Source organism: Bergeyella cardium (assembly GCF_009914665.1).
Classification (GTDB): Bacteria; Bacteroidota; Bacteroidia; order Flavobacteriales; family Weeksellaceae; genus Bergeyella_A; species Bergeyella_A cardium.
The window spans coordinates 1887817-1900559 of sequence record NZ_CP029149.1; the positions used below are offsets into that span (position 1 = coordinate 1887817).

The following is a 12743-nucleotide window of genomic DNA, read 5'->3' on the forward strand; positions in this document are numbered from 1 at the left end:
TTATCATATAATGGGCTGAATAAGATTTTATTAATAAAAAAAAAGACTGCTGATTTCAGCAGTCTTTTTAAGAATATTAGAGTTTTATGAAATTAATTTTTAATAATTTTCTGATTGATATTCTCTCCATTTTGAAGCTGGATATCAATGATGTAGATTCCGCTTTCTAATACAGATAAGTCAATCTCTTTACCAGATAGGCTGCCTTCTTTTACCGTTTGTCCTAACATATTGGTAAGTTTATAAGATTTCACCTTAGCATCTGTGCTGATGTTGAGAATATCTTTCACAGGGTTAGGATAGAGTGCCTTGTGCTTTATATCCCTGTCATCTACAGATAGGTCATAAGCCATTTGCTCTTTGGAACTTACAGATAATACTTTGGATGCGTCAATAGATTTTATACTCCAATAAATGGTATTTGGCAGGTTTTCTTTTTTCAAATACCAACTTGGGGTGGTTACTTCATATTTGGCGATGTCTGATTTTCCAGATTCGCTTCCTACGCTTATTTCATATCTGAGAGCTTTTTCCGGGGTTTTATCATCCGAAGCTCCGCTCCACTCAAATACAACTCTGTCATCTTTTACTGTTGCAGAGAGGTTTTTAGGCGGATTAGGCTTTTCGTTAGGTTTGGTTTCCTTGTTCTTAAATAACTTACTGAAAAGGGGTGTATCAGGGAGTTTCCAGTCAAAGCCAGTAGCAATGATATCGAGGTGGTTATCATTATTATAATCTACGAGTTCAATACTGCCATTACTGCCTAAGTGATAGATATCAGTATCATCAAATTTGGAGAAATTATTTCCTTTAGGGTCGTATATAAATACATTAATGTTTGGAACATAGCGGGAGTTTGCATCTTTAGCGTTACCAATGATAATAAAGTCGTAGTAGCCATCATTATTAAGGTCTCCTACATCTATTGAAGCCATTTCTAAACCTTCATTAGGAATTTCAGATTCTGTAAAGTTGCCATTACCGTCGTTCCAAAGGACTATTAGGTGGGAGTCATGATTGCTATCCTTACCAGATACTACGATGTCTAAGAATCCATCAGCATTAAAGTCTGCGAAGGTTACATCTCCCGATATTAAGCCTTTTTGCTCGGAATGGAGCTCCATTTTTTTTCCATTATTTTTGTAAATAAAGAAGCTGAAATTATTCTTATTATCTACTCCTGTTACTACGGCATCGAGTTCATTATCATTATTGAAATCAAACGCTTTCATTTTTCCGTTCTGGCTTCCCAATATCCAATTTTCCTCTTTTGTAAATCCAGATTTACTGTTTGTGTATAAATCTACATACTTAGTAAATCCCACACCTTGCACATATCTTACTCCATTTAAGGAATAGTCCATTTTACCATCGTGGTTAAAATCAAATACATCTATATTTCCATAAATTTTACCTGGGAGATTATCGACTAATTCAAAAGAACTTCCATTATTCTTGAAGCGATAATGCCTGTAATCAACTACATTTTTATAGCTAAGCCCAGTATCTATAATATCTAAAAGTCCATCGTTATCGAAGTCTATAAATTTAACCGAACTTAAATGCACAGGATAATCTTCAATAACTTGGGCAAGCTCGAAAACTCCATTATTGTTTTTGTAGAGTTCATTAATAGTGGTATCTACATCATTGTCATTATCAGTATCTAATGCACCTGCGAAGAATACATCTTTATATCCGTCATTATTATAATCCCCGACGGCTATTGAGGAGTAATAAGAGTTCTTAAATGGTGAAGGGGTTACTTCTTCAAACACCTGAGCTTTCATACCGATGAAAGCCAACAATCCAATTGAGCAATAGATTTTTTTCATTGTAATTTTTATTTAGAATTTGTACAAAAATAAGAATATCCATAAAGTTCTCAAAAAATCGAATATGATTTTTATCACATACTAAGCTAAATAAGATGTGAAATTCTTTTTTGAAAGACGAGATTTTTTCGTTTTTTTGCATTGCTTTAAATCCTTCATAATAATATGTGGAAAACCCTCAAAAGATTAATCCTCATCCTCATTCTGGCGAATATTCTCTTTATCGTTTGGGGTAGGTTTTTTAATCCTCCCATTACAATTACCCAAATCGGAGGGTATTTAGACTACGGAAAGCTCCAGCGTGAGTATATCCCCTACGATGAAATGGGCGAGAATATAAAAAAAGCAGTGATAGCCTCCGAAGACCAGAATTTTTTTATACATCAGGGCTTTGACTTTAAGGCGATAGAGCGCGCGATGAAGTTTAATGAAAAATCTACCTCAGGGAAGATGCAGGGCGGGAGCACCATCTCCCAACAGACGGCAAAGAATGTCTTCCTCTGGCAAGGAAGAAGCTGGCTGAGAAAAGGTCTGGAAGCAATCTATACCTTTATTATAGAAAGAGTTTGGACGAAGGAAATCATCCTCGAAAGGTATCTGAACTCGATAGAAATGGGGCAAGGGGTCTACGGTATAGAAGCCGCTGCAGATTATTATTTCCATAAGCCAGCTAAAAACTTAACCAAAAGCGAAGCCGCGTGGATAGCGGCAGTACTCCCCAATCCCAAAAAATACGACCCAAAGAACCCGACCAAAAAACTCAACAAAAAACATAAGTGGATAATGCAGCAGATGAACCACATCTCATTGTCCCCAAATAAAGGTAAATAACTTATTTCTAATGATACTAAAAAATCTATTATAATGAATACAACAGAAAAAATCTCAGTACTGCGCACAAAAATGCGAGACAATAATGTAGATGCGTTTATCGTATTCTCTGCCGACCCTCATATGAGCGAATACCTCCCACACGAGTGGCAAGAAAGAGCGTGGGTATCGGGCTTTACGGGCTCTGCGGGTTTTGTGGTCTTCACCCGAGATAAAGCTGGGCTTTGGACGGATGGAAGGTACTTCACCCAAGCAGGAGTAGAGCTGAAGGATACCGGAATCACCCTGATGAAAGATGGAGTAGAAGGTACTCCGAACTATATTGATTGGATTCTCGAGAATATTCCGCAGGGCGGTAAGGTAGCCGTAAACGCACTAGCGACATCCCACGCAAACTGGGAGCAAATCTCCTCCAAGCTACAGAATGGCGGTGCATCGCTCATCCACCTCCCCCTCATTGATGAAATATGGAGCGACAGACCTTCGCCGTCTAAAAACAAAGTCTTCACACAACCCGTAGAGAGGGCTGGAAAGTCCGTACAGGACAAGCTCTCCACCATTAGAGCAAAAGTACAGGAAGCAGGGGCTACGGCGCATATTATTTCCAGCCTCGATGATGTCGCTTGGACGCTCAACCTCCGAGGAAGCGATGTGAATGCAAATCCTGTATTCTTAGGATACATCTACCTCAGTTTGAATGATGCGGTGCTGTTCGTAGATTTAGAAAAACTGGAAACCGATGCTAAGGAACAGCTCGATAAATCGGGCGTAAAAGCGGTTTCTTATCACGATTTCTTCCATTTCCTCTCGGGAATTGATGGGGAGAAAATTCTCATCTCGCCTAATACCAATCAGCTCGTATTTGAAGCACTAAAAGCTAAAAATACCTTCATAAAAGCAGCAGTGCCAGGAAATCTGATGAAAGCCCAAAAGAATGAAACAGAATTGGAAGGCTTCCGTATCGCAATGGAGAAAGATGGCGTTGCGATGGTAAAATTCCTCCACTGGCTTACTCATAACGCAGGGAAAATCGAGATGAATGAATACAGCATAGGAGAAAAACTCACCTCCCTAAGAGCCGAGCAAGAGAATTTCGTAGGAGTGAGCTTTGATAGTATTATCGGTTATAAAGAAAATGGTGCAATTATCCATTATTCAGCAAAATCTGAGGGGAGTAAGGAAATAACCAACTCTGGGACAATATTAGTGGATTCAGGGGGACAATACTTAGAAGGCACGACAGATATCACCCGAACTTTTGCCTTAGGAAATGATGTATCCCAAGATTTTAAAATAAATTATACCCTTGTACTCAAAGGAATGATAAACCTCTCTATGGTGAAGTTCCCCAAAGGGACAAGAGGCGTACAGCTCGATGCCTTTGCAAGGCTCCCTCTTTGGCAGGCTGGGAAGGACTACAACCACGGTACAGGGCACGGTGTAGGTAGTTTTATGAATGTACACGAAGGTCCTCAAAATATTAGGAAAGACCTTAACCCCGTAGAGCTAATGCCAGGTATGGTGGTGTCTAACGAGCCTGGCTTCTATCTAGTAGGAGAATATGGTATTCGTTTGGAAAACCTCATCGCAGTAAGAGAAGTTGAAACTACAGATTTCGGTGTGTTCTACGGCTTTGAAACCCTTACCATTTGTCCATTCTTCAAAGATGTTATCATAAGAGAACTCCTCTCCGAAGAAGAAATTCAGTGGCTGAATAATTACCACAAACTCTGCGAAGAAAAACTCTCTAAACACCTCGATGGAGAAGTAAAAGACTGGTTCCTCCAACTTGTACAACCTTTGTAGGGAAATAATTTTGAATTAAAAGTATAATTATCAATTATTTTTAATACTTTTGCACCGCTTTTTTGCAGTAGAGGTTTGGAAAGCGAATGAATTATAATTAACATCTTCCTGAGTTTTTAAGCTGTAAATCATCAAACCATTAGAAACTAAGGAATACAAAATTTATTTTTTTATGTCTGAATTGACAAACAAAGAAGAGGTTCTAATGAACCAAAATGTGGCACCTGAACAATTTGATTGGGATTCTTTTGAATCTGGTCTTGATGCAGAAGCAAGAAAAGAGAAATCTGATCTTGAAGAAATCTACAAAGGCTCTTTAAACGACCTTGAAGACAATGATGTTTTAGTAGGTAAAGTTGTAAGACTTACAGACAAAGAAGCGATTGTAGACATCAATTTCAAATCCGAAGGTGTTATCTCTCTTAACGAATTCCGTTACAATGCTGGCCTTAAAGTAGGCGATGAAGTAGAAGTAATGGTAGATAGAAGAGAAGACAAAACAGGGCAGCTTCAGCTTTCTCACAAAAAAGCAAGAACGCTTAGAGCGTGGGATAAAGTAAATGAACTGCACCAGTCTGGCGAGGTTGTAAATGGTTTTGTGAAATCAAGAACAAAAGGAGGTATGATTGTAGATGTACACGGTATTGAAGCCTTCTTGCCTGGTTCCCAAATCGATGTTAAGCCTATTAAAGACTATGATCAGTTTGTAGGAAAAACAATGGAATTCAAAGTGGTGAAGATTAACCCTGAGTTCAAAAATGTTGTAGTTTCCCACAAAGCTCTTATCGAAGCTGATATCGAAGATCAGAAAAAAGAAATCATCGCTCAGCTAGAAAAAGGTCAAGTTCTTGAAGGAACGGTTAAAAACATCACTTCTTACGGTGTGTTTATAGACCTTGGCGGAGTAGATGGTCTTATCCATATCACTGACCTTTCTTGGTCAAGAGTAAATCATCCGACAGAAATCTTGGAAGATGGTCAAACGGTAAAAGTGGTTATCCTCGATTTCGATGATGAGAAAACAAGAATCCAGTTGGGTATGAAGCAGCTTGAGCCACACCCTTGGGAAGCTCTTGATGCTAACTTGAAAGTAGGAGACAAAGTAAAAGGTAAAGTAGTAGTTCTTGCAGATTATGGTGCATTCGTAGAGATTGCTCCAGGTGTAGAAGGGCTTATCCATGTATCTGAAATGTCTTGGTCTACCCACCTTAGAAGCGCTGGAGATTTCGTAAAAGTAGGAGATGAAGTAGAAGCTGAAATCCTTACCCTCGACAGAGATGAAAGAAAAATCTCTCTTGGTATTAAGCAATTAACCAACGACCCTTGGGCAGATATTGAAGCTAAGTATCCAGTAGGTTCTAAGCACAATGGTGCCGTAAGAAACTTCACAAACTTTGGTGTATTTGTAGAGTTGGAAGAGGGTATCGATGGTCTTGTATATATCTCTGACCTTTCTTGGACTAAGAAAATCAAGCATCCATCAGAGTTCTGCTCCGTAGGAGATAAAATGGATGTAGTAGTTCTCGAGCTTGATAAAGAAGCAAGAAGAATCTCTCTTGGTCATAAGCAGCTTACAGAAAACCCTTGGGATGTATTCGAGACTAAATATGCAGAAGGTACTGTACACTCTGGTGTAGCTCTTGATGTATTTGATAAAGGTGCTCAAGTACAGTTTGAAGATGCCGAAGTAGAAGCATTCTGCCCTTCAAGATTGTTAGAAAAAGAAGATGGTTCTAAAATCAAAAAAGGAGAAACGGCAGACTTCAAAGTAATAGAATTCAATAAAGAATTCAAGAGAGTAGTGGTTTCTCACACAGGAATCTTCCGTGAAGAAGAAAGAAAGAATGTGAAAGACGCAGCAGCTAAATCTTCTTCCGAAGAGAAAACAACCCTCGGAGACATCGATGCTCTTGCAGAGCTTAAAAAGAAAATGGAAGAAGGGAAATAATCTCCCACCCATTTCTAAAATATAAAACACCCCAAGATTGGGGTGTTTTTTTTTTATCTCCCTACTCGCGTGGCCCCTTGCAGGGGGCGCACTTAGCCACAATTATCCCCCGAGCCACAGCGTGGCAGGCACTTATATCCTTACAAGGTGTCGGTACTCCCCCGACAGGTGTAGGAACTCCTCCTACACATTTTTTTAATATCCTACCTGTTGATGAGGGAAGGTTTCTGCATAAAAACCATTTCAAACAGATTACTGCTAAAAGCCAGAAGCCAATAGCCAGCAACAAAATCATTACTTTTGCAAAAAGAATAGTAATGGACGAAGAAAACAAAAAAGAGATTCTAGAAAGGCTCAACAATTGGGGCACCGAAACCCTTGCAAAAACACTCGGAATCGTATTTACAGATGTTAGTGAGGACTCGCTTTCGGCTACAATGCCCGTAAACCCCAAAATTCACCAGCCGTATGGTATCTTGCACGGCGGCGCAAGCGTGGCACTGGCAGAGACCTTAGGCTCCTGCCTCTCTTTCCTTAGCATAGACCCAGAGAAGTTTTATCCTGTGGGCACGAATATCAATAGCAACCACCTCAGACCCAAGAAAGAAGGCACCGTTACAGGTAGGGCAACCTTTATCCGAAAGGGGCGAACGATGCACATTTCCCAGATTGAAATTCGAGATGAGCAAGGCAAGCTCATCAACCATACGACGATGACCAATACCATCCTCTCACACTAAACCACCGCAATGCTCGTATTTAGAATGCCGTTTGAGGCTCGCTTTCTTAGCACAGACCTTTTCGGGGAGGAGTCTCTCGTGAGCTTTTCCTCTTTTGATTTATCCGAAACCCTCAGCTTCAAAGGAAATATTAAAGAAATTCCTCTTGATGAAGTGGGGCAGCTGCCTTTCATCCTTTCCGAAAATAACGATGAAGCAGGGGAGAGCAGGGAGGAATATTTTGATAAACTCAGCCAAACGATTCAGGTGATTAATGCTCATCAACTGCCCAAGCTCGTCATCGCAAGGCGAAAAATCATCAATATTAATGAGGTGGATATCCCGCAAACTCTTAAAAACTTAGCAGAATTTTATCCTTCGGCATTCGTCTATGCCTTTCAGCACAAAGGAGGCGTGTGGATGGGGGCATTCTCTGAAGTTTTAGGAAAGTACGATAAGAAATCCCACCTCTTTGAGACGATGAGCCTTGCGGGAACCCTCCCCGTAGAAGAAAGCTGGACGAAGAAGGAAATCGAAGAGCAAAAGCCCGTGAGCAGCTATATCCACAATATCTTGAGCCGCTATGCTCAGGAAGTGAGAACTTCAGAGACCTATGATTTCGTATCAGGGAATATCAAGCACCTGAGAACAGACTTCAGCATAAAGATAGAGGAGAGCTCCCTCGATGATGTAATTAATGACCTCCACCCTACGCCTGCCGTCTGCGGCATCCCGAAGGACTTCTGTAAAGAGAAAATCCGAGAGATAGAGGGCTTTGATAGGGAATTTTATGCGGGATACTCCAAAGTGGAGATAGATGAAAAGATTTACTATTTCGTGAATTTGCGCTGTGGGAAGTTTTATAAGAACTCGGCAGTGCTATTCGTTGGTGGGGGGATTACCCGTATGAGCAGCCCAGAGAAAGAGTGGCGAGAAACCGAGCTGAAATCCCAAGCCTTAGGGCGAAACATTACAACCTTATAAATAAAAAAGCGAAAGCCTTTTATCTGCTTTCACTTTTTATTTCTTTAGATGGCGGAGGGTTAGAGGTTCTTCATTTCAGCTTTGATTCTTTCCTCTAAGTCTTTAGAGGCTTTTACAAGGGGGAGCCTCAGCACATTTTTTATAAGCCCCATCTCTGCGAGTACTGTTTTTATCCCTACTGGATTGCCTTCCGCAAAAATCAGTCGGGTGATTTCTACTAATGAATTGTGGATGGCATAGGCATCATCTACTCTCCTTTCAAAAGCGAGCTTCAGCATATCGGAGAACTGCTTAGGGTAGGCTTGCCCAATCACAGAAATCACTCCACTTCCCCCAGCTAAGGTTACAGGGAGGGTAAATTCATCATCCCCAGAGAGTAGGCTAAACCCAGCAGGCTTTTTCCTTAGGATATCAAAATACTGGGCGATGTTAGGCGCCGCTTCTTTTATAATGGAAAGGTTAGTGAAATCTTTTGCTAACCTTAGGGTGGTAGATGCCTCTACATTCTGCCCCGTTCTGCCAGGTACATTATAGATAATGATTTGCTTGCCTGTTTCTGCCAAAGCTCTATAATGCTGATAAATGCCCTCTTGGTTGGGTTTGTTATAATATGGCGATACCGAAAGCACTGCCTCAAAAGCACTGAGGTCGGTTTCCTCTATCTGTTTCTTTACCTCAGCGGTATTATTCCCACCAATACCCAGCACGAGTGGTAATCTACCATTATTAACCTTTATAATATGCTCGGTAACCTGCTTTTTCTCCTCTTTGGATAGGGTAGCAGCCTCTGCCGTAGTTCCTAAAACCACAAGGAAATTACAGCCATTTGCAATATTATACTCTACAAGACGAGTAAGCGAACTAAAATCTACTGATAAATCTTCATTGAAAGGTGTTACAAGAGCTACACCAAGACCTTTTAAACTTTTCATAACGGAAATAATTAGAATGCCAAATTTAAAGTTTTTTATTTTCTAACAGGGCAGTTTGATGATTTTTTTAGGCTTTATTTTTTTTATAATTGAGATGGAAAAATATACAAAACAAGGCTACTTAGAATTCTAAGTAGCCTTATCAATAATATAGTTATGAAAGAAATTATTTCTTCTTCTTAGGAGCAGCTTTCCTTACCGGTGCTTTCTTAGCAGAAGCTTTTCCTTTTGCAGAAGTAGCTACTTTTTTCTTAGCTACGGGTACATCTGACTTGGATAGAGCTTCCCACTCACTTCCCGTGATGTGGAGAACTTCTACTCTTCTGTCTTTTTGTCGTTCCGCATCACTTGCTGTTGCTGGGGTTGTCGCCTCCTTAGAACCTACACCTTTGGATTTTAATTGATCTGCTGGTACACCTCTCTCTTCAAGAGCTTGTACTACTGCTACTGCTCGCTCTCTTGAAAGTTTCAAGTTGTAAGCCTCGTTACCTTTTTTATCGGTATGCCCCACAAGAAGATAAGTACCTCCTTTAGAATCTTTGATAATCTTAGCTGCAGTATCTAATTTCTTATTAGATTCTGGGTTGATGGTAGCTTTACCAAAGTTGAACAAGATATCTTTCAGAGCAAGAGTAACTTCTTTAGCTACAGTTTCGTGAGCTTTCGGACAACCTTGATTGCTCGCTAAACCAGGTACGGTAGGGCATTTATCATCTTTATCAAGTACGCCATCGCCGTCTGTATCTGGCCAAGGGCAGCCTTGGTTCTCTGCTGGACCAGCCTCATAAGGACATCTATCTTTATTGTCTACTATACCATCACCATCAGAATCTACTTCTCGTACAGGTTCTGCTGGTACAACTTCAGGTTCTGCTGTTTTTTTCCTACCAAGCGAGAAGTTCAATCCAGCATATACATTAGCACCTTTTGCATCAGTAAAGAGTACTTTTATATCATCAGAGCCTACAGATAGAGGACCAACTCTAAAGGCTAAACCTGGTTTAAAATCACTGTTATCTAATTGATATGTAAGTGGTACAGAAACATCAAACCACTTGCTTTCCCATCTTGGTGCCAAGCTCACAGAGCTATTATAATGTACAGAATTTGCTCCTTTTTCGGCCAAGTTTACCAATGCATTTGCACTAACAAAAAATTTCTTAGTAAATGCATAATCAGCATAAGCTGTTACATGAGTAGGTAGATCAGATTTAAATTCTTGATTTGCAGTTTTAGTAACTGTAAGCCCTTTAGATTGTAAGTAATTTACGGTAGAATTAACATCTGCAAGATTAAATTCAAGAGGGTTAATACCTGCTCCATTTCCTTTAACGGTATATTTAGTTACATCTTTATAGCTAATAGAACCCAAATCGTGGATGGCAGCTCCCAATTTAAAAGCATAGGGCTTTTCGGAGTTACTTCCTTTGAATACTGCCTCTGCACCAAAGTTTCCACCAACTGCTGTAGAACCAGAGCTGAAATCATACATATCACCAATAGAAGTAGCTATGCTTCCCAGAGGGTTGCTTATACTACCTCCAGAAGGCACATTGGTATAGAATTCCCAATTGGCACTATTTACATCAAATGTAGAGGTATTTGTAGTACTGTTATAGTTATAATCAAGGTTGTAGTTGTTAGATTTGAAGTTGTTGAGTTTTAAACCTCTGTATAATTTTACGCCAGCACCTAATGTTAATCTGAATTTATCATTATTAATAACAGAATAAGCACCACTCACGCCTAAGTCTGAAAGAGAGCTTGCCGTAAAGCTACCTGCTGAGTTACTCAAAAGCCCTGTTGCAGAAGTAGTTCCCCTATTGCTATTTATGATATTAACGAAATCAGAAGTCAGATTATCAGACTGACCAAAGGTTCTCAGCCTGCTACTCACTCCAAAGCCCAGCCTGTCATTCACGGTAAATTGTAATGACGGACCTAATACCTCACCTACATAAAGCGTAGAAACTAAATTTTGATTTTCCTTAGAAGCAATATTTCCAAAGTTATTCAGGTTCATATTCCTAAATGCTTCAATGCTGCTGAACTTGTAGAGATCATTATCCACAAGCCCATTTACACTAAGGAAATTCATAGAGAATACATACTTGTTTCCTGCCAGTTTAGCTGGGTTGTACTGGCTACCATACACGCCAGAATAATTACTATTGCTCAGTCCTAAATACTTCTGAGCTGATAGCTGATGAGCGGAAAGCATACCTAAAAGTAAACCCGCTACTGCGATTTTTTTTCTCATTTTAAAATATTTAATTAAAAAACACTTCTCCCTCCCTTCAATTTAAGTGCCAATGTCTAAAAATTAGTTAAAATATTTAATTAAAAAACCGATTTCTTTTATAAGGTTTATAGTTATCTTTGTACAAATTTATATTTATGAAAAAGATAATTCTTTAGAACTTTTATTTTTAAAGCTAAATAATGAATTAAGTAATTTAATATCACCCGATTTATTAATATTATCTCAAATTGGCCATTGTATTTCATTGAATTGTTTAAAATATTTTTCTCCTAATTCTTTTTCTACGCTATTTACGAAAGCAATATTTCCTAAAAGCCAATCCTTAAAGTTTCTATTTGTAATTTTTGAAGTTATTAGATGGCTTTGAACTCCGTTTTTAATACAATGATGTAAATGATGTTCAATTTCAAGTTTCTTCTTTTTTGGAACAGTCACTATATTGTTGTGAACAGATAAACCTGTTACAAAAAAAGGATTGCCACGCTTAAGTATTTTAGTTTTAGAATAGTTTGGATACAGATTTTCTTCTTTAATTATTCTGTAAATAGCCTTTTTGATTTTAGATAAGATTTCAATCTTGCCCGAAAAAGTTAAATCGTCAGCATATCTAGTGTAATTCAAATCATGTTTATTTGCTAACTTTTGTAATCTATTGTCAAGGCTAATCGCAATAAGGTTTGATATTTTAGGGCTTGATGGTGCCCCCTGTGGCACAACACCTAAGTTACTTTGTCGTTGTATTTTCTGTTTTAAATGTCGTTCCTTTTTTTTGAAGGAACATAAAAAGGTATTGTCTGGAACTATTGTACAGATTTTAGCTAACGAAACACTTAGATTTGGATGATATCCCAATGATTTGAACAAACCATAAACCCTTTTTTCATTTATTGAATCGTAAAATCTCAACAAGTCTATTTTTAAAATTCCATCTTGTCCCAGATGTTTTTCTGCATTGAGTTTAATTGATGTATTGGGGTCAAAACCTTTGCAAGCATTATGAGAAGATTTTTTATTAAGAATATTTTCAAGAATCCATCTTTGTAAGTATTTTAATTCATCTTGAGGTGTTTGAATAACTCTAAACCCGCCTCTTTTTTTTCTGAGTTTAAATCTTTTATAGCTATCTTGTCGATTGGAATCGCAAATAATTTTTATTTTTTCAAAATTAACTTCAGCCATTAAGCACAAATGATTTAATGAATAAATGACTGGAAGGTTATTTTTATTTAAAACGCTTTGGTAAGCATTAATTTCATTTTGATATTCAGCTGAGTAATCCTCTATTGTTTTATTTGATGGGGAAGTCATAAGGGCAACTCTAATTTAAGAAGATGCGAAGCGTCTTCAGCACGACCCACACGCAGTGAGGTGTTGTGCTGAAAATGTTGAAAAGATGCTTCAGTCCAACTCGGATTACTACCCAAG

8 protein-coding genes and 1 pseudogene are annotated in these 12743 nt (G+C 38.7%); 5 read left to right on the forward strand and 4 right to left on the reverse strand.

Annotated elements, in window-relative coordinates:
• Nucleotides 1-92 precede the first annotated feature (92 nt).
• Nucleotides 93-1835 carry a T9SS type A sorting domain-containing protein gene (locus tag DBX24_RS08640; protein WP_160224603.1) on the reverse strand — a complete coding sequence of 581 codons (1743 nt, stop codon included), beginning with the start codon at nucleotides 1833-1835 and terminating at the stop codon, nucleotides 93-95.
• A 165-nt stretch (nucleotides 1836-2000) separates the two neighbouring features.
• Between DBX24_RS08640 and mtgA the strand changes: the two genes are divergently transcribed.
• The 5 genes from mtgA (at nucleotide 2001) to DBX24_RS08665 (ending at nucleotide 8123) form a co-directional block, all read left to right on the forward strand.
• Entirely contained in the window at nucleotides 2001-2666 is a 666-nt protein-coding gene (mtgA, locus tag DBX24_RS08645) for a monofunctional biosynthetic peptidoglycan transglycosylase (protein ID WP_160224604.1), read from the forward strand.
• Between the two features lie 33 nt (nucleotides 2667-2699).
• Nucleotides 2700-4472 carry an aminopeptidase P family protein gene (locus DBX24_RS08650; RefSeq protein WP_160224605.1) on the forward strand — a complete coding sequence of 591 codons (1773 nt, stop codon included), beginning with the start codon at nucleotides 2700-2702 and terminating at the stop codon, nucleotides 4470-4472.
• A 172-nt stretch (nucleotides 4473-4644) separates the two neighbouring features.
• Nucleotides 4645-6420 (forward strand): 30S ribosomal protein S1, encoded by a 1776-nt coding sequence (rpsA, locus tag DBX24_RS08655; protein WP_120489027.1) that lies wholly within the window; start codon nucleotides 4645-4647, stop codon nucleotides 6418-6420.
• 317 nt (nucleotides 6421-6737) lie between these two features.
• On the forward strand, nucleotides 6738-7160 hold the full coding sequence (locus tag DBX24_RS08660) for a PaaI family thioesterase (RefSeq protein WP_120489701.1): 423 nt from the start codon (nucleotides 6738-6740) through the stop codon (nucleotides 7158-7160).
• Between the two features lie 9 nt (nucleotides 7161-7169).
• Nucleotides 7170-8123, forward strand: coding sequence for a chorismate-binding protein (locus DBX24_RS08665; RefSeq protein WP_160224606.1), 954 nt, complete (start codon nucleotides 7170-7172; stop codon nucleotides 8121-8123).
• A gap of 59 nt (nucleotides 8124-8182) precedes the next feature.
• Here DBX24_RS08665 and dapA read toward each other — a convergent pair whose 3' ends face one another.
• The 3 genes and pseudogenes from dapA to DBX24_RS08680 form a co-directional block, all read right to left on the reverse strand.
• Nucleotides 8183-9055: a 4-hydroxy-tetrahydrodipicolinate synthase gene (gene dapA / locus DBX24_RS08670; RefSeq protein ID WP_160224607.1), complete on the reverse strand. Its 873-nt coding sequence runs from the start codon at nucleotides 9053-9055 to the stop codon at nucleotides 8183-8185.
• 166 nt (nucleotides 9056-9221) lie between these two features.
• Nucleotides 9222-9887, reverse strand: a pseudogene (locus tag DBX24_RS09470) (OmpA family protein); the annotation flags it as partial.
• A 1653-nt stretch (nucleotides 9888-11540) separates the two neighbouring features.
• Nucleotides 11541-12626 (reverse strand): reverse transcriptase family protein, encoded by a 1086-nt coding sequence (locus DBX24_RS08680; protein ID WP_160224608.1) that lies wholly within the window; start codon nucleotides 12624-12626, stop codon nucleotides 11541-11543.
• Nucleotides 12627-12743: the final 117 nt, after the last annotated feature.

What these genes read in the sequence shown, in the direction of transcription:
- dapA (WP_160224607.1), bottom strand. Translation starts at nt 9,055, where the DNA reads ATGAAAAGTTTAAAAGGTCTTGGTGTAGCTCTTGTAACACCTTTCAAT.
- DBX24_RS08640 (WP_160224603.1), bottom strand. Translation starts at nt 1,835, where the DNA reads ATGAAAAAAATCTATTGCTCAATTGGATTGTTGGCTTTCATCGGTATG.
- DBX24_RS08660 (WP_120489701.1), top strand. Translation starts at nt 6,738, where the DNA reads ATGGACGAAGAAAACAAAAAAGAGATTCTAGAAAGGCTCAACAATTGG.
- DBX24_RS08650 (WP_160224605.1), top strand. Translation starts at nt 2,700, where the DNA reads ATGAATACAACAGAAAAAATCTCAGTACTGCGCACAAAAATGCGAGAC.
- DBX24_RS08665 (WP_160224606.1), top strand. Translation starts at nt 7,170, where the DNA reads ATGCTCGTATTTAGAATGCCGTTTGAGGCTCGCTTTCTTAGCACAGAC.
- rpsA (WP_120489027.1), top strand. Translation starts at nt 4,645, where the DNA reads ATGTCTGAATTGACAAACAAAGAAGAGGTTCTAATGAACCAAAATGTG.
- DBX24_RS08680 (WP_160224608.1), bottom strand. Translation starts at nt 12,626, where the DNA reads ATGACTTCCCCATCAAATAAAACAATAGAGGATTACTCAGCTGAATAT.
- mtgA (WP_160224604.1), top strand. Translation starts at nt 2,001, where the DNA reads ATGTGGAAAACCCTCAAAAGATTAATCCTCATCCTCATTCTGGCGAAT.